This window comes from Pseudomonas sp. 1L-B-1-E-C1 (genome assembly GCF_057291835.1).
In genome coordinates this window covers 97,890-123,661 of sequence record NZ_JBXAWN010000009.1, presented here as the reverse complement: position 1 = coordinate 123,661, position 25,772 = coordinate 97,890, and the positions used below count along the sequence as shown (strand labels likewise).

The following is a 25,772-nucleotide window of genomic DNA, read 5'->3' as shown; positions in this document are numbered from 1 at the left end:
AGCGTCCTGCTTACTGACCAGCGGTCTGGGCAAGTGGAAGAGGGGTTTCGTCGATCTGCACTTTTTCCCCTGGACGGGCGTGTTGCAGACCTTCGATCACGATGCGGTCGCCGGGCTTCAAGCCTCCGGTGACGATCCAGCGATTGTTCTGCACCGCACCCAGCTGCACCGGTTGCTGCGCAACGCGCATTTGCTCATCGACGGTCAGCACCTGAGCAACCCCGGCGCTGTCACGCTGCACCGCACGTTGCGGCACGGTGATGCCGTTCTGGATGGTCGCCTGTTCAAGGCGTACGCGGATGAAGCTGCCCGGCAGCAGGTCGAGATCGGGGTTGGGGAATTCGCTGCGCAGGATGATCTGACCAGTGCCCGGGTCAACGGTTATATCGCTGAACAGCAGCTTGCCGGGCAATGGATACAGGCTGCCGTCATCCTGAATCAGCGTGGCCTTGACCTGATCCTGACCGACTTCCTGCAACTGCCCGGAACGAAATGCGCGACGCAGTTCGTTGAGCTCGCGGGTCGACTGGGTCAGGTCAGCATGAATCGGGTTGAGTTGCTGAATCAACGCCAGCGGCGTGGTTTCGTTCTGCCCGACCAGCGCACCCTCGGTGACCAGCGCGCGCCCGATACGCCCGGAAATCGGCGCGGTGACGGTGGCATAACCGAGGTTCAGTTTCGCCCGTTCAAGCGCTGCCTTGCTGGCGGCGACATCGGCCGCCGTCTGCCGGGCAGCGGCGCGGGCGTTGTCGAAGTCCTGACCGCTGATGGCCTTGTCATCGATCAACTGCGCGTAGCGCTGTTCCTGCAGTTTTGCCTGAAAGGCATTGGCCTCGGCCTTGCGCAGCGCTGCTTCGGCACTGTCCAGGTCGGCCTTGAACGGCGCCGGGTCGATGCGGAACAGCACATCACCCTTTTTCACGTCGCTGCCTTCGCGATAGGTGCGCTGCAACACTACACCGGCCACCCGCGCACGCACTTCGGCAATCCGTGGCGCGGCGATGCGGCCACTCAATTCGCTGCTGATCGATAGTGGCTGGGTTTTGATGGTCTCGATGCGTACCGTGGCCGGTGGCGCTTGCTCTTCGGCGTTCGAGGACGAATCACAAGCGCTCAGCGTCAGCGCCAATGCGATCAGGCCGAGCCCGGCCAGCAGTTTTCCAGACATGTACAACCCCCAATATTGAAGGCCGCATCCTACGGCCAGACGGGGAGGTTAGCGGTGAAGCTTTGTAGTTGCTGTGTGAAATTGTGTAAGGGTTTTGCTCAGTGGCGGGTGAGGGCGTATATCCTGCAGGCCTTGAATTCTTTTGTGACGGTTAAACCGCTTTCGCGAGCAAGCTCGCTCCCACATGAGTTTTGTGAACAATGCAAAACCATTGTGGGAGCGAGCTTGCTCGCGAAAGCGGTCTGACATCTACCTCAGCAATATCTGGAACACCCCATGCCCAATATCCTCCTGGTCGAAGACGACACCGCCCTCGCCGAACTGATCTCCAGCTACCTGGAGCGTAACGGTTATTCCGTCAGCGTCATTGGCCGTGGCGACCATGTGCGCGAGCGGGCGCAGATCAGTCCGCCGGATCTGGTGATCCTCGACCTCATGCTCCCGGGCCTCGACGGCCTGCAGGTTTGCCGCCTGCTGCGCGCTGATTCGGCGACATTGCCGATCCTGATGCTCACGGCCCGCGATGACAGTCATGATCAGGTGCTGGGCCTGGAAATGGGCGCTGACGACTATGTCACCAAACCCTGCGAGCCACGGGTGCTGCTGGCGCGGGTGCGCACGTTGCTGCGACGCAGCAGCCTCGGCGAACCGCTGACGGTCAATGACCGTATTGTCATGGGCAATCTGTGCATTGATCTGTCCGAACGCACCGTGACCTGGCGCGACCAAGCGGTTGAGCTGTCCAGCGGCGAATACAACTTGCTGGTGGTGCTGGCGCGGCATGCCGGTGAAGTGTTGAGTCGTGATCAGATTCTGCAACGGCTGCGCGGCATCGAATTCAACGGCACCGACCGCTCGGTGGACGTGGCCATTTCCAAGCTGCGGCGCAAATTCGATGATCACGCCGGCGAGGCGCGCAAGATCAAGACCGTGTGGGGCAAGGGCTATCTGTTCAGCCGCTCCGAATGGGAATGCTGAGCTGATGTTTCGCATCCTGTTTCGCCTGTATCTGGTGACGATCGTTTCCTATAGTGCGGCGATCTATCTGGTGCCGGACCTTGTAGTCATGGCGTTCCGGGATCGCTTCGTCACCTACAATCTGGACTTTTCCCGAGGCCTGCAATCGCTGATCACCAAGCAGTTTCATGCTGCGCCGCAAGAGCAGTGGCCGGCGATTGCGGCGGCGATGGACAAGGAATTCCAGCCGCTGCACATCGTCCTCACGCCGATCAACGACCCGGTGTTCACGCCCATTGAGCAGGAACGTCTGCACCGTGGCGAAAACGTTGTGCGCATCGGTGACTGGGGCTGGCGAACGTTGGCGGTGACTCCGCTGAATGCGGAAATGGCTGTGCGCATGGTCGTGCCGCCCGATCCGGTCGACGTCGATCTGTTGTACTGGAGCATCAACGTGCTGATCGGCGCGATGTTGCTCGGCTGCCTGTTGCTTTGGCTGCGTCCGCACTGGCGCGATCTGGAGCGCCTGAAAGGCACCGCCGAACGCTTCGGCAAAGGACACTTGAGCGAGCGCACCAGAATCGCCCCGAGTTCGAACATCGGCAGCCTCGCCAATGTTTTCGACACCATGGCCGGTGATATCGAAAACCTGCTCAACCAGCAGCGCGACCTGCTCAACGCCGTGTCCCATGAGCTGCGTACGCCGCTGACGCGTCTGGATTTCGGCCTGGCGCTGGCGTTGTCCGAAGACTTGCCAGCCGCCAGCCGCGACCGCTTGCAAAGCCTGGTCGCGCATATCCGGGAGCTGGATGAACTGGTGCTGGAATTGCTCTCTTACAGCCGCTTGCAGAATCCGGCGCAATCGCCCGAGCGGGTCGAAGTGTCACTGGATGAATTCATCGACAGCATTCTCGGCAGTGTCGACGAGGAGCTGGAGTCACCGGAAATCGTCATCGACGTGTTGCTGCACGGTCAGCTCGAACGCTTCGCACTGGACCCGCGCCTGACCGCCCGGGCCATTCAGAATCTGTTGCGCAACGCCATGCGCTATTGCGAAAAACGCATTCAGATTGGCGTGCAGGTCGTTGCCGGAGGGTGCGAGATCTGGGTCGACGATGATGGCATCGGCATTCCCGACGACGAACGTGAGCGGATTTTCGAACCGTTCTACCGGCTTGATCGCAGCCGTGACCGCGCGACGGGTGGGTTCGGCCTCGGTCTGGCGATCAGCCGCCGAGCGCTGGAAGCGCAGGGCGGCACGCTGACGGTCGAAGGTTCGCCGTTGGGTGGCGCGCGATTCAGGCTGTGGTTGCCCACTGACACCTGAGGCTCATGACGTTGAAATTTACTTGTGGGAGCGAGCTTGCTCGCGAAGGCGGTCTGTCAGCCAAGTTTGCGTTGACTGACCCAACGCTTTCGCGAGCAGGCTCGCTCCCTCAGATGGCTGTGGTCGTTCAGACCAGTTCTGTGGATTGAATCAACCCGACCCCTGCACTTTGCATCCGCTCAAACGCTGCAGCCAGCGAGCCGTCCAGATCGATCGCCCGGCAGGCATCCAGCACCACAAATGCATTGAAGCCCGCCGCGCGCGCATCCAGAGCTGAAAACATCACACAGAAATCCAGAGCCAGGCCGACCATGTACACGGTGTCGATGCCGCGTTCTTTCAAGTAGCCCGCCAGCCCTGTGGTGGTGCTTCGGTCTGCTTCGAGAAATGCCGAGTAGCTGTCGATGTCGGGATTGCAGCCCTTGCGGATGACCAATTGCGCGTGCGGCAAATTCAGTCCCGGGTGGAATTCGGCCCCGGTGGACCCTTGTACACAATGCTCGGGCCACAGCGTTTGCTCGCCGTAGGGTAGCTCGATGACGTCGTAGGGCTGGCGGTCGGGGTGACTGGATGCAAACGAGATATGGCCGCCAGGGTGCCAGTCCTGAGCAATGACAACTTGTTTGAACTGGCGCGCGAGCTGGTTGATCAGCGGCACAATCAGGTCACCTTCCGGTACCGCTAATTGGCCGCCGGGGGTGAAGTCGTTTTGAACGTCGATTACCAGTAAGGCAGAGCGGGATGTATCAGGCATCGTGGAGTCCTTGGAAAATTTCTCACTTGGGGTAGTGCAGGGTCACACACCGCGCCGGTTGCACGTGTTTCGCATCCTGATAAACAATCTGCGCAATCGGCACGCCGTCGTACTCAAGCATTTGTGCCCGTTTGAATTCCGCACCCGGCAACTTCAATGTGACTGGAGAAGGATTCAGGCCAAGGAACAAGCCGTCGACCAACTTGCCACCGGCCAACCGCGCAGCGGCAGCGCCACCGATAAACCGGCGGCGTCGCCAAAGTATGCGCACACTTGCGCGTACTGCGGATTGAGCCTCACCGATTGCAGGTAATAACCGACGCCCTCGTCGGTGCGCCCCAGTGTGCGTGTGGCGTAACCGCGCTAGTCAGGGCTGGGCGGTGGTCGGTTGCCTGGGCGTATCGAGCTGCGCCAGAGCTTCTTCACAGCGACCAACCCTGGCGAGGCGCCAGACGTAGTCGGTACGGTCAGCGTCCGGCAACAGGCTGCTTGTTTGCAGTACGCACTTTTGCGTTTTGCTGTCCCAAACCTGGCCTTTCGGGCATTCGGGTTTTTGCACCTCTTGTTCATTATTGGCCAAGGCCAAATGGCTGGCCATCGCCGCGACCAGCAGCAACGGGGCGGCGAACATAACGGAACGAATAGTCATGGACAAGGCTCCACAGGGGTTATGTTTCACTTTGAACACCACAGGGTGAAACTTTATTCATTGCTTTATCAGTGACTGTTCAAGTTCAGCGTAAATTCAAGCGCTATGCTCGGGAGCGTCTGCCGTTGATCCGATGTTTTGCCTAAAGGAGCATTGTCATGAACGATCAGGTCCATCACTCAGCCGCTGCCGGCTACAAAAGCGCTGCCGACACCTACGTCAAAGGGCGGCCGGACTATCCGCCGCAAGTCAGTCAATGGTTGACCGCGACGCTGGGTCTGGATGGGCATAAAACCGTGCTCGATCTGGGCGCCGGCACCGGCAAGTTCACCGGGCGGCTGGTGGCGACCGGCGCCCAGGTGATTGCCGTGGAACCGGTGGCGCAGATGTTGGAGAAGCTCTCTGACGCGTGGCCGCAAGTCTTGGCGGTGAGTGGCACGGCGACTGATCTGCCGTTGCCGGATGCTTCTGTGGATGTGGTGATTTGCGCGCAAGCGTTTCACTGGTTCGCCAGCACCGAAGCGCTGACGGAAATCGCCCGGGTACTCAAGCCCGGTGGCCAGTTGGGGTTGATCTGGAACCTGCGCGACACCCGTGTCAGTTGGGTGCGGAAACTGGACGCCATCGTCAACGCGCTCGAAGGTGACACGCCGCGCTATTACACCGGCGCCTGGCGCGCAGCGTTTCCGCACCCGGCATTTGCGCCATTGCAGGTTGAGCGTTTTCACCATGACCATACCGGATCGCCGGAAGACGTGATCTTCAACCGCGTGCGCTCGACCAGTTTCATCGCCGCGCTGCCGGATGCGCAGCGAGCGCAGGTCGATGGGCAGATTCGTGCGTTGATTGCCGCAGAGCCTGAGCTGCTCGGCAGGGATGTGGTGACGGTGCCGTATGAAACGGCGGCGTTTGTTGCGGTGAGGCGGGGCTGAGGCAGCGGGGCCGCGAGAACGCCGGGCTGACCATTCAAAAGCTTACCCCCGCTCATGGTCGCTGCCGAGGTAAGGCCTGGTTTTTCATGTTGAACTTGCCATCTTTGATAGTGACTGTCTTCCCGTTTTTATCATTTAGCGCTGTAAAGAACACTGTGCCCTCAACTTGTCCGCCTTCCGATGACGGCACGATAGTCAGCGTTATTTCTCCTGATGTTGAATAGTACGACTGCGCATCACCGAGAGTGCCGACCGCATAGCTCCCTCGATAGTCGCCGTCCCTGGTCAGCGGATAGGTGCCTGCCGTTACCCCCACAGGGAAATAGACACTCAGATAGGCGTGTCGCCGCGGAAGCGGTTCGTCGAATTCCTGATCACCAATAGCTTGCCAAAAAGGGACAGGCACCGGGCGAGAGCTGATCGCAAGATTCACTAACGTCGTATAAAACAACAAGCGTTCACCACCTTCCGTCTCGGCAGAAAACTCTCCTGTAGATGTGGACGCTGAATCACTCATCGCTCATGCTCCTGACGCAGGACGTTAATGGGGGCAAGCTCCCGGTGAAGGCTCAAGTTACCGCATCAGGGTTGGTGGCATAACTGTCAGACTTTACAGTTGACAGCCGCGATATTCAGGTTCTGGAGACCTCGTCTTTTATCCTGACAATTCCCCTGTGGAAGCGGGCTTGCCCGCGAAGGCAATCCGGCCGACGCGGAATAATCCGGATCAAACCACCCGAGCCAGATCCACCGCCTTCTTGTTGCGCTCACGAATCCCGCGTACCACTAGATACAACAATGGCCCAACCGAGACAAAAACCGCCGTCAGCAACAAATAAGGCAGCACAGACCAGACCGACTGCCCGCGAGCCCGGGCGTCCTTGACCATCCATAGCCCGGCCAGGGTCGCCAGCAGGTACAGATCGATGACTACTTGCGCAGTGTCAGGTCGTGACATCAGGCTGAGGCCGAAGTCGATCAGGGATTGTTCAGCCTGGAGCATTACCGAAATGGTGTAACCGCTGAACGCGAGCAAAGCGGTGAGAGGCAGGGCGATGGACATCATGCTTTCCTTCCTTGGTGTGATGAGCAGAATCGCCAGCCTACCGGTGCGGCGCGCAATTGACCATTGACTTGCCATCTGCCGGCAGGCTAATTTCCAGCCCATGACTTTCACCGTATCGCACTGCCAGCCAAGCATTATTACCGCCATTCCTTATTTGGCGGGCTAGCTCACGACTGCAGCACCCAACCCGCCCTGGAGGCGGGTTTTTACTTTCTGTCCCCGGGGTTCTGATAAATGTCAGGAGACGATCATGCCGCACAGCCCCGACCAGCGAGCCCTGCTTGAGCACTATGTGAAAAAGATCCTGGCCGCACCGGTGTACGACATCGCGGTGCGTACGCCGTTGCAGCCTGCGCCGGCGTTGTCGGGAACATTGGGCAATCGGATCCTGCTCAAGCGCGAAGATCTGCAACCGACGTTCTCTTTCAAGATCCGTGGCGCCTACAACAAACTCGTGCAACTGAGCGATGAGCAGAAAGCGCGGGGAGTGATTACGGCATCGGCGGGTAATCACGCGCAGGGTGTAGCGCTGGCGGCACGGGAGTTGGGCGTCTGCGCAACGATCGTGATGCCGTCTACCACCCCTGAGCTCAAAGTCCTCGGCGTGCGCAGTCGTGGTGCCGAAGCCCTGCTGCATGGAGAGAGTTTCCCGTTTGCTCTGGCCCACGCGTTGCATTTGGCTGAGCAGAGCGGATGCACGTTCGTTTCACCCTTCGATGATCCTGACGTGATCGCCGGCCAAGGCACCGTGGCGATGGAAATCCTGCGCCAGCATCAAGGCGCGCTGGACGCCATCTTCATCCCGGTCGGCGGCGGAGGCTTGATCGCCGGTATCGCGGCCTACGTCAAATACCTGCGCCCGGAAGTGCGGATCATCGGCGTCGAATCGGAACATTCAGCGTGCCTGCAAGCGGCTTTGAGTGCGGACGAGCGGGTTGTTCTACCAAGCGTCGGTACCTTCGCCGATGGCGTGGCGGTGGCGCAGATCGGCGCGTATGGCTTTGAGGTTTGCCGCTTCTGCGTAGATGAAGTAATCACGGTCAGCAATGACGAGCTCTGCGCCGCGATCAAGAATATCTACGACGATACCCGCTCGATCACCGAACCGTCCGGCGCACTAGCCGTTGCGGGTATCAAGCGATACGTGGCTCGCACCGGCGTTCGTGATCAGACCTTCGTCGCCATCGATTCAGGTGCCAACATCAACTTCGACAGCCTGCGCCACGTTGCCGAGCGCGCCGCTGCTAGCGGCGTGCCGGCGTGATGGCGATCAGGGCAGCAACGGGCGCAAAAACGTGCGTTCGTAACTGACAATGAATTTTTTCTCGACCAGGTCGGCCACCAGTGCGGTGCTTTCCGGGTCGGTCATTGCAATATGTCGATAGCTCTCGTAATCGGCCAGCGACGGGAAACTGAACAGGCAATAAGCAATGTTGCTCGCGCCCTCCGAGGGGAGGAAGTAGCCGTGATGCGTGCCGCCCAAGCGCTCAACGATGCCGAGCCACGCTTTGGCATAGGCTTCGAAAGCGGGTAACTGGTAAGGATCGATCACATATCTGACGTGGCAAGTAATCAAGGGCTGGGCTCCGGTCATTCCTGCAGGGCTGTTCCGACTTTGTCCGACGCCGACCAGATGCGATAACGCACCTCAACGTCCGAAGGCGCGTACACCACAACCGGCAACTTGCTGTTGTAGCGCAACATGAAGCCATCCCCGACGACCGGAACGAAAGCACGCTTTTTCTGGCTGCCGGGCGGGCAGGCCATCATTGTGCTCATCGGGCCGATCACTTTTTCAAGGCGATAGAACGGATAGCCCCAGCCTTGCAGATTCTTTTCATCGAGCACACCACCCAGACGCTGGCGGTTGCAATCCACTTCCAGAGTTTTGCCGGCGAGGATTTCAACCTGGAAATTCTCTTCGTGCTCTTGCTTGGGCAGATGAATGACCTGGCGGGTGAACCCGGCTTCGGCTTTGGGATACGGCGCGACGTCTTCGAGTTTGGCGGCGTGGGCGAGGGTGGAGAGGCTGGCGATGAGCAGGCCAGCGGTCGCGTAGATGCTTAAGGAATTCATGGAAGCCTCCGTGCGGGTTGAATTGCGATAGGAGGCATTCTTGCCGTCATACGGCTCGAAAGCAAATGTCCGGGGGATTGCATATTGCAGGGGACGGGTGGTTGATTCATGCATTTTGCAAATAGCAAAATACTGGCGATGCTTCCAAGTGCTTGATTTTTCAGGAGCCGAATCAACCCGACCAAAGGCACGTTTTATGCGTTATGTAAGTGCGGCGCACAGGATTTGGGCGCCTACACTCCAATGAGCATTTCGCAGTACCACCACTTGCCGCACCAGGGAAACAGCGGGGGCACACCCGTGAAGGCGCAGCAAAGGGTCAGCGTGAATACTTGATTGGCAATCGCACAGAAAGGAGAGGGTTCGCCATGTTTTTATCTGCCTTGGAATTACGCAATATCATTGAAAGCAGCTTCCTGCCGAAACGCTGCCAGTGCACGCTCACACCAGACTTGTCGATGTCCGTTAAAGTGTTTGGCGATCATCGAACAGACCAGGCCGAGCTTTACGTCAGTGGCATCGATGCCAGCGGCCTGAATAGCTGCCGTGAAATCAACAACCTGGTCGCGGGCCTGCGTTCCGATCTCGCGCAACAAACCACGACCCATCAAACCAGCGCTCGTTCTCGAGCCGTTTAACCCACCGTTTCACCCAGTTCGACCGTCACGCGCCGGGCCTGCACAAACCAAGGCCCAGCGCGAACTCGACCAGCACCGCGAGCAAAATCCCGGGGCCGGCATGGCCGTTGAGCCATTCGCCAAAACCCAACGCCGCCAGACCGAAACAGCCGACGATGAAACCATTGCTGAGCGCACTGCGTGCTACTGATGGCGGAGCATTGCGCAGCAAATAGAACATCACCCCCAGCGCCACAAACAGCACCGCGCTGCGCCTTGCGACTACGCCAGTGCCTTCCGAATAGCCAATACTCCAGATCGCCAGCAACACCTCCGGAAAAAATCCCCAGACCAGCGCCAGCAGAAAACACAGGATGGAAGTGAAGCTCGACAGCGTGCGAAACGACAACTGCATGGCCAGTCCTTGCGGCAGTAGGGAAGGCCCCGAGCATACCCGCCGACATCGCCCACGCCTATGGCCAACCGGAAAATCAGAAGCGTCTGTCAGTTCTGTTGACTGCACGCGTCAGATAATTTCCTGGAGTTGATCTCTGCTGGCTTGCCGGCGTTGTCGATGTACTTCATATCGGCCGTAACCAATTTGCACAGTTGCGTTGGTGGCTCGGTCAACGACACCACTTTGGGCACATGCAGCGGCATGCCGTACTGATACGGCATGGCTTTGGATGTGCCAGAGGTGTCATTGGCCTGGGCCAGCCCGGCAAATGCGGTGCAGGCGAGGGCGGCGCTGAGCAATAAAGGGCGAATGTTCATGAGGACTCCCTTGTGGCGGTTCTAGTATTCGGCGTGATTCACTCGAACCTGCGGCACTGGGCGACAGCCAGAATGGCTGAGGGCGTGCGGTTCAGTGGAGTTTTTGAACACGGTGTTAAGGGATGGTTAACCGAGCTGAACGCCGGCTGTTAGGGAGTGCGGCGGTTTTCTTTAGAAGGTTTGGCGAATTCCTACAAAAGCTACTCTGCTTTCGGCAGGTGGAGGGGAAGGTTGTTGTCCGGTACCGCTGCAAAATCAGTGCTTCGGGTTGGGTCACCTGAGAAAAGTTCGTTGCATATGTGCCATCATTTGCCCTGCGCGAATTTTCTGGTCCGCGAAGTGCACTGCTGTCGCGGCTGTCTGCAGGACGCCTTCGGGCGAGCTGAGTTTTGAACTGTTCTCGGTTGACCAAGCCTGTACCCGGCCGCCTCCCAACGTTTGGTCACGGCTATGGCGGTTACCTTCTAATACAGTTGAGTAATCAAAACGCCAATAATTAAGCCGCTACAAAGCCGCTATCTCCCCCCAGCACCAACGTCACCGAAACCCCGACGCTGCTCTCGACACCCAAGCGAACCCGAAAGACATCCTCGAAGCTGCCGTTCAACGCATCCGCGCCTCTGCCGATCTGCTCGAAACCTTGCATTGCCTATGCTTCAAGCACGCCGACGTGCAGGACATTCCACACCTCACCCATGCACTTTACCTGCTGACGCAGGATGGCAATGATTTGGTGCAGGTGGCGCAGCAGCAGATGTTGAGCTGGAAGGCGCCGGTTTGATGAGAAAATGATTGGAAGTGGCCACGGGAGGGAGTGAGAAACGACCCGTGTTTCAGCGTGGCAAGATTTCCGTTTCGTGACGAAGCGGATCCAGCACCGTCGATGCCCACATCAACTCGATACGATTGTTCGGAAGAAAATAGACATGCAACGTGTCATCGCCGCGGTTGCGTGAAGGTAAGTGCATTTGCACTTCGTGTCTTTCGATCTTCATCCCCTGGTCCTCTTGAGCTTTAGACATGCTCAGAATCCACGCAACTTTAGCGGTGTTGCCATCAATGCTCCAACAGCAGGTCACGCCTCCGTTACCGCCCCAGTGATCATTTACCCAATAGCTGCCGATGGGACGATCGGTGTAGTTGTGGGGTGTAAGGGCAGCACCGGGCGTACGAACACGGTCAAGAATTAGAGAAATTACAAAAGCGGCCAGCACCACTGTCACGCAGATCACTATCTTCGTGCGACTGGATATGGGCGCTTGGCTGAATCGCATATTTTTACTGCGCCTCACTGCTTTCCGACACCGTCTTGGTTGGTAGGGGTTCAAATGGGCTAAACAAGTCAGGACTCCATCCGAGCCGTACTTTATTACCCGGATCAAAGCGCACATGCAGGTACTGATCGTGCGGGCCGCGCTGGGGAAGCGAAAGCTGAATTTCATGGCGCTCTTCTACCGAGCCCTGTATTTGCTGCTGTTGGGTCATGTCCAATATCCAGGTGACTTTAGCTGTGTCTCCCTCAAATTTGGAGCAGCACATTATTCCACCGCCGCCCATTGCGAACAGATTGCCGCCCCAAAAGTCATTTATCCAAAAGCTGAATATTGGCCGATCTGTGTAATTTTCTGATGTCAGCATGGCGCCGGGCGTACGAAATAGATCAATGATTTTTGGGGTGGCGTAGCTAAGCAGCAAAACCAGTACAGCCAGGGCTATTCGCCTTCTTCGCCATGTTCGTTTTCGACGTGCGTCCGCAGCAATATCTATCAAACGCATGAAATCCAAACTAGAAAAGCAATATTCAGTCTTTGAGACTGAAATGAATCTTCCTGACTTTAGGTTGATGCACCGGGAACCTCTGCTGAAGGTTTCCGCATCATCTGTTCCAGATAGTCGGGGGCCATCCCTTTGGTTTTATTCAGGCTCGGCATATCGAACTCTCGAACGCGAAAGTATTTAGGTATCGGAATACCTGTGCCCCGAGGTATCTGTTGGATCATGTATTGATCGTTTACGTAAAATTCGAGTAGATCTTCAACGTCGAAATTAAGGCCTTTGGGAACTGGAGCAAACCACTCGTCCAACAGCGCTTTTACGGGGGCAGAGGGAAAGCTGGTTTTCAACCTCCAGGCTTCGCGGTCTACGTCCTCAAGCCAACTTAGCTCGGCGCGGAGGGCAGCCTTGCCTTGCTGAGTTTGCTTGAGAGCCTGATCGCGTTTTGCTGCTTGAGCGGCGCTTTCGCTGCTCATCCCTAGCGCTCGTGCGATTGAGCCTTGTTTGCTAAAAATAGGACGTTGCAGGCGCTCTTCTTGGTCGTCATATGCTTGATGCTGCCCACGATACAACTCCCATAAACCACGCAAACGTTGGATATACAATCGACGATGGGCTAGGAAGCTTTCAGCAGATACTTTTTTATTACCCGCTTTACTCATGTAATCTTTGCTCGCGCCGATCGCGCTTGCGCCGTTGATATGATCGTTCAGTATGAAATACTCGGCGATATCTGGCTGGCTCTCATGCAATTCGTCAAGTGTAGGAAAGGGAACTCCTGCCTTTCGGGCAGCTTGATACATTTCATGCAAACTTGCTAGTTGAAGCTCAGTGCTATGAGCGACGTCGGTTTTTTTCAAACCGCCTCCCACGTCGTAGCTCGTCCCTGGTACTAATCGTTCCTCCCATTTAGGAGTGGACGGACCAGTGCCGATCAGCCTGGAGCGGCGAGAATCCTGGCACTCATGGGCGGCAACAAGATGAAGCGCAGATTTAACGGGCCCAGCGAGGCACTCGCCGTCATCCACAATGTTCACAAACGGGATGAAATATTCCAGTAAAATAGAGCTGTCGCCGCTTCGATCCACCGCGTCAAACAATCCGGCGAAATTCACTTCGAGTTGGGCGCCTTTAAAAACATTTGTTGCGGGATCACACTCTTCGAACAGTTTATGGGTGAATGCTCGAGCAAGACTCGCCCCGAAGTCATATCCAAAGACAGAGATGGAAATACGCTTTACAGGCGCGCCACTTTTTTCTTTTGCATCAGCGAGTGTCTTTTCTACGACTTTAAATGCTGCCTCAAGTCGCGTATCAACGCCTGTTTTGAAAAAAGTAGCGGTATACTCGTTGTCTCGAGTTATTCCGAAAAGATCTAGCCCCGCCGGCGCTGCGGCTTTAATAGCTCCGGAGATGACATTGCCAACCTTCAGGTTGTTTAACAAAGATTCCCACCATTTTTTACCCGTGAGAATATCTTTTGCTGCATCAAGTGGGCTCTTACTGAAAGTGTCTTCGGGGGATTTCAAAGCACTGTCTTTGGCTCGGCTCAACGCGCCATCAATGCCAGCCCCGCTGGTAGCAGCGCCGCCGCCGAGTGACGCATCGAAGTCAGACCCTAGACCGGATATGTAGAATCTGCGGCGATCCACATTTGTTTGAATTCTGTCTTGGCCAGTGTCATCCGGATGTGCGAAAAACAGGCGGGCCACATTGCTTAGGTTACCTTCCTGAATATCGTTGACCGAATTTCGACCGAACCCATCAAAAAAAAATGAGATGTGTAGCGTGGACTCGCAGGGCAAAACTGATTTTTTCTGCCCGTCAGTAACTGCGCAAGCTTTTGTACTGACCGTCTGAGCACGATCTAGATTAGAGTTTCCGCTCATTTCAGGCTTCCTTGCTCCGGACTGGTTGAAGATCTATGGAATTTTTCGAATGGGCTAACGAGGTCAGGACTCCATTTCAGTTCTACGATATTTCCAGGAAGGAATCGTACGTGAAGAAATTCATCTGTCCTCTGACGTTCAGGTAAGGGAAGAATTCTTTCATGAGTTTCTTTTTTTACCCCTTGACGGAGTTGCTCTCCAGTTCGGCTAAGAATCCAAGTTACTTTTACAGTAGGCCCTTGAATTTTTTTGCAGCACATAGTGCCGCCGCCTCCCATTGCGGCGAGATTTCCGCCCCAGAAATCGTTTATCCAAAAGCTTAGAATAGGCCGATCCATATAGTTCGCAGATGTCAACATCGCACCCGGCGTACGAAACTGGTTATAAAGATACGATCCAATGAAAGGCAGCAGTAAAACGAATACCCCGATGACAAGATTGCGGCGACGCCAGATTTTTTGCCGCTTAGTATTCATGGCCACGGTCATTTACGTGAATTCCTTATCCAGCAATGCATCTTGAATATCCAGAAAACTTGAGACAGACAGAAAGTGCTGATCAACATGCTCCTCTCGACACTCACTCCGACAACTCTCGCATCACCACACCAAGCGGCAACTTCTCTCCAATTGCCCGTTCTTTCGCCTTTTCCCACATCGGCCAGTTCGCCGGAAATTCGCGGTCCATCAATTGCAGGCTGGCAAAGAGAGTGACGTCTTCCGCGTCTGTTAAACCTTCACTGCGGCCAGCGTCCAGCGCTTCTTTCACTTGCTTCAACCGTGCACCGTGGCAGGTGCTGGCAAACACTTCAGGCGCTTCTTTTTCCAGTTCAGTGGTGAGGCTGTAGGGTAGAGGATCGATCTCCATGTCCGTCCACAGCTTTCCGTCAAGAAAGATAGGCTCGTATCTTCCGGGCTTTTCGAGGTTGAACCCCTTCAGACACTGCCATTGATCTTCCTCTGCTGGCACCCACCATTCCTGCAGTGGGCCAAACAGCCACGCATGCCAAGACAGATCATCGCGTGCGTACAGCATCGGCACCACTTCTGGTGCGTAGCTACGAATCATCAGGACTTCGCCAGCTTCATTTTTTGCCAGCAACGCATCACTAAGGTGAGCGGCGAGCTTGTCGGCTGGGCAGTCAGTACGAATCCAACTAGCCATTGCGGTGCAGCCGGTGAATCGTTCGTGAGCGAGAAAGGCCTCAAATTCCATGTGGCTAACGTCGACCAGCCAAGGACCGTAGTTGCGCAGTTCGGAGAATTCCGGTTGCACCATCAACGGCCGTCGAGACGGATCAGCGCTGACGAACTGCAATCGAGCGGGTTCCGGCAACAGACCGGTCTCAACGATCGCGAATATCGACTGAGCGTTCTTTTGTGCTTCGCTCCAGGCTTTCGCTGCGTCACTCTTCGTCATCAATTGGCCCCCGTTTGCAGGGCGAGTTTTTCACGCATGGCTTTTTTCAGGCATTCGACGCAGATGCCGGTAGGTGCTTTGAGTTTTGGCGTCACGGCGAGGGACTCCGCCTGCATCATCTGGTTGGCGCGGGTTTGCATCAGGCGTCCGGCGTTATCAATGGCTGCGAGGCCCGGAATGAATGGTGCAAGTATCTGAATACCTGTACCTGATCCAGGCGCACCACCGGTATTAACCTTCACCTCAGCCCCGCTGATGGTCACACCACCAGCATCAACCTTCACAAAACTCCCACCAGCCTTGGCCGTGAGCTCCATGCCACCCTCAATCACTACCTTCTCACCAGCGTGATAGTGAATCTCCGTCCCGGCCTCCACAAACTGCCCAGTCCCAACCTTCACATGCTGCGTCACACCCACCGTCAGGTGATCATCCGCGCGCATCTCACTGATGCGATCCAGATGGGTAATCCGGTGTTCTTCAACCTTGAATTCACTCAACACATTGGCTTCAACGGTGTCGTGGCGTTCGTTGCCGACGCGGATTTTCTGGTCGTGTTCGATGTTTTCGTCCCAGTCGCGCTGGGCGTGGATGTAGATCTGTTCGGCGCCTTTTTTGTCTTCGATGCGGAATTCGTTGTAGCCCTTGCCGCCCGGGGAGCTGAGGGTTTTGAAGGTGCTGCGGGTCTTGTTGGCCGGCAGGTCGTAGGGGACGACGTTTTCCTTGTGGTACAGGCAGCCAGTAACGAGGGGCTGGTCGGGGTCGCCTTCGAGGAAGGTGACGAGCACCTCCATGCCGATGCGCGGGATGGCGATGCCGCCGTAGGCGGCGCCGGCCCAGCCGCTGGCGACGCGCATCCAGCAGGTGGTTTTGTCGTCGGACTGGCCGTCGCGGTCCCAGTGGAATTGGACTTTGATGCGGCCGTATTGGTCGCAGTAGATTTCTTCACCGGCAGGGCCGGTGACGACGGCGGTCTGGCTGCCGAGGACTTTCGGTTTCGGGTGTTCGAGGGCAGGGCGGTAGTGCGCGTCCCACGGGGTGGCGAGGAAGCTGTTGCGGTAGCCCTGGTGGAAATCGCTTTTGTTGTCGGTGACGTCGCTGGTGACGTTTTCGCCGAGCACCTGCGGTTGTTTGCCTTCGTGGAAGACTTCCAGCAGCAGCCACAGGTCGTTCCACTCGGCGCGCGGGTGTTCGGCGAGGGTGAGGAAATGGCCGCTGGTGAGGGTCGGTTCGTCACCTTTGCCTTCGGCGAGTTTGTAGTCGCTGCGATGGCGTTCGAGGGCGCGGGTCGAGAGGAACTTGCCGCGCTCGCGAGTCGTGAAGCGGCCGGGGTAATCGTAGTCTTCCAGATCCGGGGCGAATTCGGATTTGACCGCGCCTTCGGGCAGCAACTTGGGTTTTTCGAAATCGTAATCGCGACGGCTGACGCGGGTGGTGCGGGTTTCCAGGCGCAGGTTGAAGCGCTTGATTACCGGTTTCTCGGCGGCCATGCCGGAGTCTTGCTGATAGCTGACCGGTTTCAGTTTGCGGAACACCGTCTGGTCGTCACCGAACACCAGTTTGTGGCCGCTGCTGCTGTGCTGGAAGTGGAAGTGAATGCCTTCCTCTTCGCACAGACGCTGGATGAAATGCAGGTCGGACTCGTCGTATTGCACGCAATACTCGCGTTCCGGGTACTCGGCGCCGAGCTGGAAGCTGTAGGCGTCAGAGAGAATGCCGCGATCTTCCAGCACCTGGGCGATGATTTTCGGCACCGTCAGTTGCTGGAATATCTGCTGATCATGGTTGTGCTGCAGATAGGCCAGTTGTGGCATCAGGCTGATGCTGTAGCGGGTCAGGGTCTTGCCGGAGTCGCCCTGCTCGATGCGATAGACCTGGCCGTGAATCCTGCCTTCGCCGGTAGCGCCGAACGTCAGGCAGGCGCGCTTGTGCAGCAGCTCTTCGAGCTTCAGGTCGGGGCGGGCGCTGACCAGTTCGAGGTCGAAACGGAACGGTTCGTTGAGGGCTTCGCGACCGGTGAAGCTGAGGACTTGCAGGTCGGCGTTGGCGTCTTCGATCGAGAGGGTGATGTGGGTTGCGTTGGCGTCCAGCATGCCTTGAATTCCGTCCGTTGAATAAGCAGGTGATGGATGTTGCAGGATTAGACGGCCTCATTCAAGGCGCAAATGGCGTAGGCGTGGGACTGCGATGCCATAGGGAAAACCCTTAGGAGGGCGGTTTTGGCCAGTAAAACCGGGCATCTTGTTGGCTTTGATGGAAGTGGAACGCAGATATCGATGCGCTAGTATGGTCGGCAATGAGCGACCAGTTTCAGGTTTGGGGGAGGCGTGGCTGGTTTTGCACCATGGCTTTTTGGTGTTTCAAGGCGTGGTCCTGCTGCATCTGATCGGGCGCTTTCGCGAGCAGGCTCGCTCCCACATGGGATCTGTGGTTGTCTGTGAGAGCGAGCCCGCTCGCGAAGGGCTTCTACAACCAATGCCAGAACCGGCTCCAGAACCCGCGATTGAGGTCTTCCTTGCACCCGGCATATTGCTGCGCATACAGATCCGAACGGTTTTGCACCTTGCGTGCGGTCGGCAGTAGCCAGGCTTTGCTCGCGTAGGTCTTGTTGCGGAAGCCGCCCCAGCCTTCGTGGTAGTTCAGGTACTGGTTGTAGGCGTCGTATTTGTACACGCCGTTGATCGAGGTGGTCTTGTCCATGTACCAGCCGACGAAGTCGATCGCGTCGTCGAAGTCTTCGCGATCGGCCCAGTTGCGGCCGGTGCTTTTCTGGTAGTCGGCCCAGACCTCGTCCTTGGCTTGCGCGTAGCCGGAAGCGGTGGAGACGCGGCCCCACGGAATCACCCAGAGCAGGTATTTGCGCGGCGTCTTGGCGTCGTAGCGATAGCCCGATTCCTGATACATGATCGCGAACGGCACCTGGATCGGCACGCCCCAACGTTTCTGGGTGACTTGCGCGGCGTCGTACCAGTCGCTTTTCTCGCGGAAGATTGCGCAGATGTCTTCCGGCGAGCGGGGCGGCGAGGTGCCACAACCGCTCAGCAGAGTGGCCAGGGTCATGAGGGCGAGGATATGCCTGTGGTTCAAAAGCTGATTTCCGTCGTGCGCAAAAAGGCCGACAGTCTACGCGCTCAGCTCAATTGATGACGATAGGGCAGATCCGGACCGGTTTTGCTGCAGGTCAGCGCGGCGGCTTGCACGGCGAACCCGAGCATGGCGTCAATTTGCTCGCGACTGAGCTGCTGCACGCCTGCGACGGAGTCCAGCGAGTGCTCGGTCAGCCAAGTGATCAGCGCTGCCTGGAAGGTATCACCGGCGCCGACGGTATCGGCAATCGTTACCGGGTTCGCCGGCACCGACCATGAGCCGTGGGCGCGACTGAACACCGTCGCGCCGTCGCCACCGCGCGTCAGGAAGGCGATCTGGCAGCGATGCTCGAGCCAGCCTTCAATCACCTGCTGCGGATCCTGCTCGGGATAGAGCAGGCTCAGGTCTTCGTCGCTGACTTTGATCAGATCGGCCAGCCGCACCAGCGTGGCGATGCGCTCGCGCCATAGATCGATGTTCGGCTCGGGGTTGAGGCGCACATTGGGATCGAGGCTGATCAGGCGTTTGCCGCTTTCGCGCTGGACCAGTTTCAGCAGCGTGTCGCCAATCGGCTGCACCACCAGCGAAAACGAGCCGATGTGCAGGCCGCGAACCTCGTCGCTGAGTGTCGGCAAATGCGCCTCGCTCAACTGCCGGTCGGCACAACCCTCGCCGCGAAAGCTGTAATGCGGCGAGCCATTGGCGCCCACGGCAACCATCGCCAGGGTGGTCGGCGCGGCGAAATCCACCAGATAGTCCGGGCGCACGCCTTCGTCCTGCAGCACTTGCTGCAAGCGGCGGCCGAGGTAGTCGGTGGACAGCCCCCCAAAAAGCGCCGAGTCCACGCCCAGACGGCGCAGCCCGACGGCGACATTGAACGGCGAGCCGCCGGCAATCGCCTTGAAATTGACTTTGGAGGCCAGACCGCTGGCATCGTTTTCGCTGAAGAAATCAAACAGGGCTTCGCCACACACCAGGTACATAGTTGTTTGCTCGTTATAGGGTTGCGACATGCTGTTGATAGCGTTCGTAGGCCTGCTGGAACGCCGCGACATTGGCGGCAATCGGCAGGGTTTCACTGCGCGCGTCGAGTTTCACGCAGCGTTCGCACAGATCGGTCAGGGAAACATCGGCACCGTTCAAACGCAACGCGCACCACGCTGCCTGAATCGCTGCGCCCAATGCGGCAGCTTCACTTTGTTCGGTGCAGATCACCGGAGCGTTCATGATGTCGGCGACGATCTGCCGCCACACCGCGCTCTTCGAGCCGCCGCCGATCAGGCAGATGCGCAGGCTTTGTAAACCATTCTGACGGAGCAAATCCAGCCCGTAGCGCAAACCGAAGGTGGTGCCTTCGACGGCGGCGCGGCACAGATTGGCCTGGGTCAGATTGTCCATGGTCAGGCCGTGCAGGCTGCCGGTCGCGTGGGGCAGGGCGGGGACGCGTTCGCCGTTGAGAAACGGCAGCATGCTCACGCCTTCGGCGCCGATCGGTGACTGCGCGACCAGTTCGTTGAAGGTCGGCAGATCAAGCTTGAACAGCTCGCGAATCGCGCCGGTGGCGTTGGTCAGGTTCATGGTGCAGATCAGCGGCAGCCAACCGCCGCTGGAGGAGCAGAAGGTGGCGACCGAGGCATCGGCGCTGACCTTCGGCGCGTCCGAAAAGGCGTAGACCGTACCGGAGGAACCGAGACTCATGGTGATCGCGCCGGGCTGGATATTGCCGGTGCCGATGGCGCCCATCATGTTGTCGCCGCCGCCGCTGGAGACCACGGCGTTGGGGTTGATGCCAAGTTGTTCGGCAATCGCTGGCAGGAGGGTGCCGACTGCGGCGTGTGCGTCGATCAGCTCCGGCAGCGCGGTTTGCAAACGGCCGCTGGCGTCTATGTCGCGCAGGATCTGCAAATCCCACTGCCGCGTGCGCACGTTGAAATAACCGGTGCCGGACGCGTCGCCGTATTCGCTGCAGGCGCGGCCGGTGAGCCAGTAGTTGAGATAGTCGTGGGGCAACAGAATGCGCGCGATACGTGAGAAGACTTCCGGATGCTGCTCTTTGGTCCAGAGCAGTTTCGACACCGTGTAACCCGGTGCAATGACCACGCCGAGGCGTTCCAGCGAACCTTCCTCGCCGCCCAGTTGCGCGAGCAAGCGGTCGTTTTCCGGTGTGGTTTCGGTGTCGCACCAGAGCTTGGCCGGGCGCAGCACTGCGCCTCGCTCATCGAGCAGCACCAGGCCGTGTTGCTGGCCGGAGACGCCGACGCCGAGAATCGCCTGGCCGTCGACATTGGCCGCTTGCAAGGCCTGGCGGGTGGCGCTGACGAAAGCGTCGAGCCACTGCTGGACGTCCTGTTCGCGGCGGCCATTGGCGCCGCTGATCATCGTGTGTGGCGCGGCGCCCAGACCGAGCACCTCACCGCTGTCGGCATCGAGGATGATCGCTTTGGTGCCTTGGGTGCCGCAGTCGATACCCAGGAAGAGTTGTTGGCTGGTCACAATGAGGTCCTCAGGATGTCAGGGTGTTTCCGAGTATGGCGGCTATTCGCGAGCAGGCTCGCTCCCACAGGTCAGTGTTCCAACATCACTTGTGGGAGCGAGCCTGCTCGCGAAGACGTCAGTCGCATCGCCGCAGGATCAGGCTAGAACTCGTTCCAGAGTCCGCGAAACTCCAACCTCGCGCAAACTCTGGCAGCACCATTCGAACGCCGCAACAAACTCTGCCGACTTCGGTATCGCCGTGCCGAAAATCTCTTCCACGCCCAGCAGCCGTTCGCTGATCAACGCATCGTCCGCCACCAGTCCCTGAACGAAAGCCGCCCGCGGATCCGGAATCGAATACGTATCGCCATTCTCATCCACGCCCTTCAAATACAACGCCCACGCCGCCACGACCAGTGCCGCGCGTTTGGTCTCTTTGCCATCGGCAATCAGCCGATTGATCGTCGGCACGGTGAACTTGGGAAACTTCGACGAGCCATCCGAACACACCCGCTCAAGCTGATCGGCAATCGCCTGATTGGAAAACCGCGCTACCAGCGTGTCCTTGTATTCGCTCAGATCAATGCCCGGCACCGGCGCCAGTTGCGGGGTGACGTCGAGGTCCATATAAGTGCGCATGTAACGCACGAACAGCGGGTCGTTCATGGTTTCGTGGACGAAGCGATAACCCTTGAGAAAACCCAGATACGTCAGCGCCAAATGACTGCCGTTAAGCAGTTTGATTTTCATCTCTTCGTACGGCGATACGTCGTCGGTGAACTGCACGCCGACCTTTTCCCACGCCGGGCGGCCGCTGACGAATTTGTCTTCCAGCACCCACTGCACAAACGGTTCACAGACCACCGGCCAGGCATCGTCGACGCCGTGTTTGTCGGCCAGTTGCAGGCGATGCGCGGTGCTGGTCATCGGCGTGATGCGGTCGACCATGGCGTTGGGGAAACTGACGTTCTGCTCGATCCAGTCGCGCAGATCCAGATCACGCAGCGCGGCGAACGCCAGCAGTGCCTTGCGGGCGACCGCGCCGTTGTGCGGCAGGTTATCGCAGGACATCACAGTGAACGCCGGAACGCCCGCCGCACGACGTTTGGCCAACGCGGCGCAGAGGAAACCGAACACGGTGCCCGGCGCTTCGGGATGGGCCAGGTCGTGTTGAATCTGCGGCAGATGCGCCATGAACTCGCCGTTGCTGTCGTCGATGCAGTAACCGCCCTCGGTGATGGTCAGCGAGACGATGCGGATCTGCGGTTCGGCGAGTTTGTCGATCAGCGCCTGTGCGCCATCTTCGGCGAGCAGCATGTCGCGGATGGCGCCGATGACGCGCACTTCGGTGTCGTCGCTGTCGCCCAGTTCAAACAGGGTGAACAGGTAGTCCTGCTCGCGCAGATCATCGCGGGCGCGGCGATCCTCCGGGCGCAGGCCGACGCCACAGATCGCCCAGTCCAACGCTTCGCCAGTGTTCATCAAAGCATCGGTGTAATAGGCCTGATGCGCGCGGTGGAAGCCACCGACGCCGATGTGGGCGATGCCCTGGCGTGTGTCGCCGAGGTCGTAGCCCGGCAGTTGCACTTCGGCGGCGAGGCGATTGAGGTTCTGTTGGTTGAGTTTCATCGGATAGTCTCGAAATCAGGCGGCAGCGCGCAGTGGGCGGGTAAGCGCCACACCTTCGGTGTCGAACAGATGGCAGTGAGTCGGGTCCAGGCGCAGGCTCAATTGCTCGCCGTAACGGCTGGCCAGATCGCCGCGCACGCGCATGGTCAGGGCTTCACCGACGCTTGTGGTGACATGGCAGAAGGTGTCGCTGCCAAGCCGTTCGCTAACGTCGGCAGTCACTTGCAAAGTGCAGTCGCCGGGTTGCGCCAGCTCCAGGTGTTCGGGGCGAATACCCAGTGTCACCGCGCTGCCGACGCTGAGGTTGGCGGCGTTGAACGGCAGGGTGATGTGCGTGCCGGCGTCCAGCGCAACTTCGCAGCTCGAGCCATCGATGCGGGCGATCTTGCCTTTGAGGAAACCCATTTTCGGCGTGCCGAGGAAGCCTGCGACAAACAGGTTGGCCGGGTTGTGATACAGGTCCAGCGGCGAGCCGACCTGCTCGATCCTGCCGCCATTGAGCACCACGACTTTGTCGGCCATGGTCATCGCCTCGACCTGATCGTGGGTCACGTAAATCATCGTCGCTTGCAGGTCTTTGTGCAGGCGCAGCAGTTCCAGACGCATCTGCACGCGCAACGCGGCGTCGAGGTTGGACAGCGGCTCATCGAAGAGAAAAATCTTCGGATTGCGCACTATGGCACGGCCGATCGCCACGCGCTGGCGCTGGCCGCCGGACAGCTGTTTCGGTTTGCGCTCGAGCATCGGCCCGAGTTCGAGAATGCGCGCCGCTTCGCCGACCTTGCGCTCGACCTCGGCTTTCGGCACGCCGGCCAGATCGAGGGCGAAAGACATGTTCTTCTTCACGGTCATGTGCGGGTATAGCGCGTAGGTCTGGAACACCATCGCCAGATCACGCTTGGCCGGGCTGACTTCGGTGATGTCACGGCCATCCAGTTCGATGGTGCCGTCGCTGACTTCTTCCAGGCCCGCGATCAGGCGCAGCAGGGTGGATTTACCGCAGCCCGACGGGCCGACGAAGACCACGAATTCCTTGTCGTTCACTTCCAGGTCGATGCCCTTGATGATGGAAAAGCCTTCGAAGCCTTTTTGCAGATTCTTGATTTTCAGGTTGGCCATGAGATGGGCCTCCGCAATTTATTATTCAGATGAACCGGATCGGCTTTTCTGTGGGAGCGAGCTTGCTCGCGAAGGGGGCGTGTCAGTCACCATCATTGTTGGATGACACTCCGCTTTCGCGAGCAAGCTCGCTCCCACAGGGGATAGGGTTGGGTCCGGGGTATTCATTTCACGGCTCCGAACGACAGCCCGCGTACCAGTTGCTTCTGGCTGATCCAGCCAAATATCAGAATCGGCGCACAGGCGAGAGTCGAGACCGCCGACAACTTGGCCCAGAACAACCCTTCGGGGCTGGAGTACGAGGCAATCAGCGCGGTCAGCGGTGCGGCATTCGATGAGGTCAGGTTCAGCGACCAGAACGCCTCGTTCCAGCACAGGATCAGCGACAGCAGCACGGTCGAGGCGAGGCCGCCCTTGGCGATCGGCAGCAGCACGCGCACCATTTCCTGCCACAGCGTCGCGCCATCGAGGCGGGCGGCTTCGAGGATGTCTTTGGGGATGTCCTTGAAGTAGGTGTAAACCATCCAGACCACGATCGGCAGGTTGATCAGCGTGTAGATCACGATCAGCGCGATGCGCGTGTCGAGCAGGCCGAAACTCTTGGCCAGCAGGTAGATCGGCATCAGCACGCCCACCGGCGGCAGCATTTTGGTCGAGAGCATCCACAACAGCGTGCCTTTGGTGCGCTGGGTTTCGTAGAACGCCATCGAGTAGGCCGCCGGCACCGCGATCAACAGGCACAGGGCGGTAGCGCTGAAGGAGATCACCACCGAATTCCAGGCAAAACTGAAATAGTCGCTGCGCTCGTTGATGTGCAGGTAGTTCTCCAGCGTCGGTGTGAAGATGAACTGCGGCGGCGTGGCGAAAGCGTCGATTTCGCTCTTGAAACTGGTCATCACCATCCAGAAGATCGGGAAGAAAATCACGATCGCGATGGCCCAGGCCAGCGTACCGAGCAGCAGGCTTTGCAGGCGGCGGGATTGTTGGAGCGTCATGGCAGGCCTCACGCTTTGTCAGTCAGGTTTTTGCCGATCATCCGCACCAGAATGATCGCGGCGATGTTGGCGATGACCACGGCAATCAAACCGCCCGCCGAAGCCATGCCGACGTCGAACTGCACCAGCGCCTGGTTGTAGATCAGGTAGGCGAGGTTGGTCGAGGCGTAGCCGGGGCCGCCGTTGGTGGTGGTGAAGATTTCAGCGAACACCGAGAGCAGGAAGATGGTTTCGATCATCACCACCACGGCAATCGGCCGCGCCAGGTGCGGCAGGGTCAGGTGCCAGAAGATCGCAATCGGGCCGGCACCGTCCAGGCGTGCGGCTTCCTTTTGTTCCTGATCCAGCGATTGCATGGCGGTCATCAGAATCAGGATCGCGAAGGGCAGCCATTGCCACGAAACAATGATGATGATCGACAGCAGCGGGTAGTGCGCCAGCCAGTCCACGGGTTGCGCGCCGAACAGCTTCCAGATGTAGGCGAGAATTCCCGAGACCGGGTGGAAAATCAGGTTCTTCCAGATCAGCGCACCCACCGTAGGCATGATGAAAAACGGCGAAATCAGCATGACCCGCACGATGCCGCGACCGAGGAACTCGCTGGCCTCCAGCAATGCGCTGATCAACACGCCGAAGACCACGCTGATCAGCAACACGCTGCCGACCAGCAACAACGTATTGGTCGCGCCGGGCATGAAGCCCGAATCGGTAAGAAAATAGGTGAAGTTCTCAAGCCCTACGAATTCGTTTTCGCCGGGGTAGAGCAGGTTGTAGCGGATCATCGAAAAATAAATGGTCATGCCCAGCGGCACGATCATCCACAGCAGCAACAGCGCCACCGAGGGGCTGACCAGAAACCAGCCGGGATTGCGCACGCGCAGCTTGCGCTGGGGTTGTGCAAGGTCGATGTGGGCTTTGGCAGTTGAAGTATTCATGGCATTCACAACCGAGTCATACAGACCTATGAAGATCCCCATGTGGGAGCGAGCCTGCTCGCGAAAGCGCTGGATCAGTGTCATGTGTGTTGGCTGACACGACGCCTTCGCGAGCAGGCTCGCTCCCACAG

Annotated in this window: 24 protein-coding genes and 5 pseudogenes; 6 read left to right on the top strand and 23 right to left on the bottom strand. The window is 58.3% G+C overall.

Annotated elements, in window-relative coordinates:
- Positions 1-10: 10 nt before the first annotated feature.
- On the bottom strand, positions 11-1,168 hold the full coding sequence (locus tag AC0Z4S_RS17000; protein ID WP_485623842.1) for an efflux RND transporter periplasmic adaptor subunit: 1,158 nt from the start codon (positions 1,166-1,168) through the stop codon (positions 11-13).
- A 276-nt stretch (positions 1,169-1,444) separates the two neighbouring features.
- On the opposite strand from AC0Z4S_RS17000, the gene AC0Z4S_RS16995 reads away from it, so the two are divergent.
- Both AC0Z4S_RS16995 and AC0Z4S_RS16990 read left to right on the top strand, forming a co-directional pair.
- Positions 1,445-2,146, top strand: a complete 702-nt coding sequence (locus AC0Z4S_RS16995) for a response regulator (RefSeq protein WP_485623841.1) — start codon at positions 1,445-1,447, stop codon at positions 2,144-2,146.
- Positions 2,147-2,150: 4 nt separating this feature from the next.
- On the top strand, positions 2,151-3,452 hold the full coding sequence (locus tag AC0Z4S_RS16990) for an ATP-binding protein (protein WP_485623840.1): 1,302 nt from the start codon (positions 2,151-2,153) through the stop codon (positions 3,450-3,452).
- Positions 3,453-3,579: 127 nt separating this feature from the next.
- Here the strand turns inward: AC0Z4S_RS16990 and pncA are convergent, their stop codons facing one another.
- The 3 genes and pseudogenes from pncA to AC0Z4S_RS16975 form a co-directional block, all read right to left on the bottom strand.
- Positions 3,580-4,206, bottom strand: a complete 627-nt coding sequence (pncA, locus tag AC0Z4S_RS16985; protein ID WP_485623839.1) for a bifunctional nicotinamidase/pyrazinamidase — start codon at positions 4,204-4,206, stop codon at positions 3,580-3,582.
- Positions 4,207-4,246: 40 nt separating this feature from the next.
- Positions 4,247-4,459 (bottom strand): annotated as a pseudogene (locus AC0Z4S_RS16980) (transcriptional regulator); the annotation flags it as partial.
- Positions 4,456-4,855, bottom strand: a pseudogene (locus AC0Z4S_RS16975) (tetratricopeptide repeat protein); the annotation flags it as partial. The pseudogenes AC0Z4S_RS16980 and AC0Z4S_RS16975, both read right to left, overlap by 4 nt.
- 158 nt (positions 4,856-5,013) lie before the next feature.
- On the opposite strand from AC0Z4S_RS16975, the gene AC0Z4S_RS16970 reads away from it, so the two are divergent.
- Positions 5,014-5,787 (top strand): class I SAM-dependent methyltransferase, encoded by a 774-nt coding sequence (locus AC0Z4S_RS16970; RefSeq protein ID WP_471878568.1) that lies wholly within the window; start codon positions 5,014-5,016, stop codon positions 5,785-5,787.
- A 52-nt stretch (positions 5,788-5,839) separates the two neighbouring features.
- On the opposite strand, the gene AC0Z4S_RS16965 is transcribed toward AC0Z4S_RS16970, so the two are convergent.
- On the bottom strand, positions 5,840-6,304 hold the full coding sequence (locus tag AC0Z4S_RS16965) for a hypothetical protein (RefSeq protein WP_485623838.1): 465 nt from the start codon (positions 6,302-6,304) through the stop codon (positions 5,840-5,842).
- Positions 6,305-6,514: 210 nt separating this feature from the next.
- Positions 6,515-6,853 (bottom strand): DUF2834 domain-containing protein, encoded by a 339-nt coding sequence (locus AC0Z4S_RS16960; RefSeq protein WP_485623837.1) that lies wholly within the window; start codon positions 6,851-6,853, stop codon positions 6,515-6,517.
- Between the two features lie 250 nt (positions 6,854-7,103).
- Between AC0Z4S_RS16960 and ilvA the strand changes: the two are divergent.
- Positions 7,104-8,093, top strand: a pseudogene (ilvA, locus tag AC0Z4S_RS16955) (threonine ammonia-lyase, biosynthetic); the annotation flags it as partial.
- Between the two features lie 30 nt (positions 8,094-8,123).
- Here ilvA and AC0Z4S_RS16950 read toward each other — a convergent pair.
- Together AC0Z4S_RS16950 and eco are read right to left on the bottom strand one after the other, a co-directional pair.
- Positions 8,124-8,429 carry an NIPSNAP family protein gene (locus AC0Z4S_RS16950; RefSeq protein ID WP_485623836.1) on the bottom strand — a complete coding sequence of 102 codons (306 nt, stop codon included), beginning with the start codon at positions 8,427-8,429 and terminating at the stop codon, positions 8,124-8,126.
- A 14-nt stretch (positions 8,430-8,443) separates the two neighbouring features.
- Complete coding sequence (gene eco, locus AC0Z4S_RS16945; protein WP_485623835.1) at positions 8,444-8,929, bottom strand: serine protease inhibitor ecotin; 486 nt, start codon at positions 8,927-8,929, stop codon at positions 8,444-8,446.
- 368 nt (positions 8,930-9,297) lie between these two features.
- Here eco and AC0Z4S_RS16940 point away from each other — a divergent pair, with 368 nt between their 5' ends.
- Positions 9,298-9,567 (top strand): DUF1652 domain-containing protein, encoded by a 270-nt coding sequence (locus AC0Z4S_RS16940; RefSeq protein WP_485623834.1) that lies wholly within the window; start codon positions 9,298-9,300, stop codon positions 9,565-9,567.
- Here AC0Z4S_RS16940 and AC0Z4S_RS16935 read toward each other — a convergent pair.
- Positions 9,564-9,961 (bottom strand): annotated as a pseudogene (locus AC0Z4S_RS16935) (hypothetical protein). The gene AC0Z4S_RS16940 and the pseudogene AC0Z4S_RS16935 overlap by 4 nt on opposite strands.
- A gap of 89 nt (positions 9,962-10,050) precedes the next feature.
- On the bottom strand, positions 10,051-10,320 hold the full coding sequence (locus AC0Z4S_RS16930; RefSeq protein WP_485623833.1) for a DUF2790 domain-containing protein: 270 nt from the start codon (positions 10,318-10,320) through the stop codon (positions 10,051-10,053).
- A 480-nt stretch (positions 10,321-10,800) separates the two neighbouring features.
- Between AC0Z4S_RS16930 and AC0Z4S_RS16925 the strand changes: the two are divergent.
- Positions 10,801-11,101: pseudogene (locus AC0Z4S_RS16925) on the top strand (hypothetical protein).
- 52 nt (positions 11,102-11,153) lie between these two features.
- Here AC0Z4S_RS16925 and AC0Z4S_RS16920 read toward each other — a convergent pair.
- From AC0Z4S_RS16920 to AC0Z4S_RS16860, 13 genes are all read right to left on the bottom strand, one after another.
- Positions 11,154-11,594: a DUF3304 domain-containing protein gene (locus tag AC0Z4S_RS16920; protein ID WP_485623832.1), complete on the bottom strand. Its 441-nt coding sequence runs from the start codon at positions 11,592-11,594 to the stop codon at positions 11,154-11,156.
- A gap of 4 nt (positions 11,595-11,598) precedes the next feature.
- Entirely contained in the window at positions 11,599-12,096 is a 498-nt protein-coding gene (locus AC0Z4S_RS16915) for a DUF3304 domain-containing protein (RefSeq protein ID WP_485623831.1), read from the bottom strand.
- 59 nt (positions 12,097-12,155) lie between these two features.
- Positions 12,156-13,982 carry a hypothetical protein gene (locus AC0Z4S_RS16910; RefSeq protein ID WP_485623830.1) on the bottom strand — a complete coding sequence of 609 codons (1,827 nt, stop codon included), beginning with the start codon at positions 13,980-13,982 and terminating at the stop codon, positions 12,156-12,158.
- Complete coding sequence (locus AC0Z4S_RS16905; protein ID WP_189691490.1) at positions 13,979-14,470, bottom strand: DUF3304 domain-containing protein; 492 nt, start codon at positions 14,468-14,470, stop codon at positions 13,979-13,981. Before AC0Z4S_RS16905 ends, AC0Z4S_RS16910 begins: the two co-directional genes overlap by 4 nt.
- Before the next feature lie 91 nt (positions 14,471-14,561).
- Positions 14,562-15,401: a DUF4123 domain-containing protein gene (locus AC0Z4S_RS16900; RefSeq protein ID WP_485623829.1), complete on the bottom strand. Its 840-nt coding sequence runs from the start codon at positions 15,399-15,401 to the stop codon at positions 14,562-14,564.
- Positions 15,401-17,494, bottom strand: a complete 2,094-nt coding sequence (locus tag AC0Z4S_RS16895; RefSeq protein ID WP_485623828.1) for a type VI secretion system Vgr family protein — start codon at positions 17,492-17,494, stop codon at positions 15,401-15,403. The genes AC0Z4S_RS16900 and AC0Z4S_RS16895 overlap by 1 nt, the downstream gene beginning before the upstream one ends.
- A 373-nt stretch (positions 17,495-17,867) precedes the next feature.
- Complete coding sequence (locus tag AC0Z4S_RS16890; RefSeq protein ID WP_172667863.1) at positions 17,868-18,461, bottom strand: transglycosylase SLT domain-containing protein; 594 nt, start codon at positions 18,459-18,461, stop codon at positions 17,868-17,870.
- A 71-nt stretch (positions 18,462-18,532) separates the two neighbouring features.
- Positions 18,533-19,471 carry a carbohydrate kinase family protein gene (locus AC0Z4S_RS16885; protein WP_485623827.1) on the bottom strand — a complete coding sequence of 313 codons (939 nt, stop codon included), beginning with the start codon at positions 19,469-19,471 and terminating at the stop codon, positions 18,533-18,535.
- Positions 19,472-19,484: 13 nt separating this feature from the next.
- Entirely contained in the window at positions 19,485-20,981 is a 1,497-nt protein-coding gene (gene xylB, locus AC0Z4S_RS16880) for a xylulokinase (protein ID WP_485623826.1), read from the bottom strand.
- A gap of 138 nt (positions 20,982-21,119) precedes the next feature.
- Positions 21,120-22,592, bottom strand: coding sequence for a mannitol dehydrogenase family protein (locus AC0Z4S_RS16875; RefSeq protein WP_485623825.1), 1,473 nt, complete (start codon positions 22,590-22,592; stop codon positions 21,120-21,122).
- A 15-nt stretch (positions 22,593-22,607) separates the two neighbouring features.
- The gene (locus tag AC0Z4S_RS16870; RefSeq protein ID WP_485623824.1) at positions 22,608-23,711 is read right to left on the bottom strand and encodes an ABC transporter ATP-binding protein; all 1,104 of its coding nucleotides are present in this window, start codon (positions 23,709-23,711) and stop codon (positions 22,608-22,610) included.
- Positions 23,712-23,875: 164 nt separating this feature from the next.
- Positions 23,876-24,706 (bottom strand): carbohydrate ABC transporter permease, encoded by an 831-nt coding sequence (locus tag AC0Z4S_RS16865; protein WP_016774872.1) that lies wholly within the window; start codon positions 24,704-24,706, stop codon positions 23,876-23,878.
- Between the two features lie 8 nt (positions 24,707-24,714).
- Positions 24,715-25,641 carry a carbohydrate ABC transporter permease gene (locus AC0Z4S_RS16860; RefSeq protein WP_471878551.1) on the bottom strand — a complete coding sequence of 309 codons (927 nt, stop codon included), beginning with the start codon at positions 25,639-25,641 and terminating at the stop codon, positions 24,715-24,717.
- Positions 25,642-25,772 lie beyond the last annotated feature (131 nt).

Bases quoted from the DNA above. Each gene is read 5' to 3' on its own strand.
- AC0Z4S_RS17000 (WP_485623842.1), bottom strand. From the start codon at position 1,168: ATGTCTGGAAAACTGCTGGCCGGGCTCGGCCTGATCGCATTGGCGCTG.
- AC0Z4S_RS16995 (WP_485623841.1), top strand. From the start codon at position 1,445: ATGCCCAATATCCTCCTGGTCGAAGACGACACCGCCCTCGCCGAACTG.
- AC0Z4S_RS16990 (WP_485623840.1), top strand. From the start codon at position 2,151: ATGTTTCGCATCCTGTTTCGCCTGTATCTGGTGACGATCGTTTCCTAT.
- pncA (WP_485623839.1), bottom strand. From the start codon at position 4,206: ATGCCTGATACATCCCGCTCTGCCTTACTGGTAATCGACGTTCAAAAC.
- AC0Z4S_RS16970 (WP_471878568.1), top strand. From the start codon at position 5,014: ATGAACGATCAGGTCCATCACTCAGCCGCTGCCGGCTACAAAAGCGCT.
- AC0Z4S_RS16965 (WP_485623838.1), bottom strand. From the start codon at position 6,304: ATGAGTGATTCAGCGTCCACATCTACAGGAGAGTTTTCTGCCGAGACG.
- AC0Z4S_RS16960 (WP_485623837.1), bottom strand. From the start codon at position 6,853: ATGATGTCCATCGCCCTGCCTCTCACCGCTTTGCTCGCGTTCAGCGGT.
- eco (WP_485623835.1), bottom strand. From the start codon at position 8,929: ATGAATTCCTTAAGCATCTACGCGACCGCTGGCCTGCTCATCGCCAGC.
- AC0Z4S_RS16940 (WP_485623834.1), top strand. From the start codon at position 9,298: ATGTTTTTATCTGCCTTGGAATTACGCAATATCATTGAAAGCAGCTTC.
- AC0Z4S_RS16930 (WP_485623833.1), bottom strand. From the start codon at position 10,320: ATGAACATTCGCCCTTTATTGCTCAGCGCCGCCCTCGCCTGCACCGCA.
- AC0Z4S_RS16920 (WP_485623832.1), bottom strand. From the start codon at position 11,594: ATGCGATTCAGCCAAGCGCCCATATCCAGTCGCACGAAGATAGTGATC.
- AC0Z4S_RS16915 (WP_485623831.1), bottom strand. From the start codon at position 12,096: ATGCGTTTGATAGATATTGCTGCGGACGCACGTCGAAAACGAACATGG.
- AC0Z4S_RS16910 (WP_485623830.1), bottom strand. From the start codon at position 13,982: ATGAGCGGAAACTCTAATCTAGATCGTGCTCAGACGGTCAGTACAAAA.
- AC0Z4S_RS16905 (WP_189691490.1), bottom strand. From the start codon at position 14,470: ATGACCGTGGCCATGAATACTAAGCGGCAAAAAATCTGGCGTCGCCGC.
- AC0Z4S_RS16900 (WP_485623829.1), bottom strand. From the start codon at position 15,401: ATGACGAAGAGTGACGCAGCGAAAGCCTGGAGCGAAGCACAAAAGAAC.
- AC0Z4S_RS16895 (WP_485623828.1), bottom strand. From the start codon at position 17,494: ATGCTGGACGCCAACGCAACCCACATCACCCTCTCGATCGAAGACGCC.
- AC0Z4S_RS16890 (WP_172667863.1), bottom strand. From the start codon at position 18,461: ATGACCCTGGCCACTCTGCTGAGCGGTTGTGGCACCTCGCCGCCCCGC.
- AC0Z4S_RS16885 (WP_485623827.1), bottom strand. From the start codon at position 19,471: ATGTACCTGGTGTGTGGCGAAGCCCTGTTTGATTTCTTCAGCGAAAAC.
- AC0Z4S_RS16875 (WP_485623825.1), bottom strand. From the start codon at position 22,592: ATGAAACTCAACCAACAGAACCTCAATCGCCTCGCCGCCGAAGTGCAA.
- AC0Z4S_RS16870 (WP_485623824.1), bottom strand. From the start codon at position 23,711: ATGGCCAACCTGAAAATCAAGAATCTGCAAAAAGGCTTCGAAGGCTTT.
- AC0Z4S_RS16865 (WP_016774872.1), bottom strand. From the start codon at position 24,706: ATGACGCTCCAACAATCCCGCCGCCTGCAAAGCCTGCTGCTCGGTACG.
- AC0Z4S_RS16860 (WP_471878551.1), bottom strand. From the start codon at position 25,641: ATGAATACTTCAACTGCCAAAGCCCACATCGACCTTGCACAACCCCAG.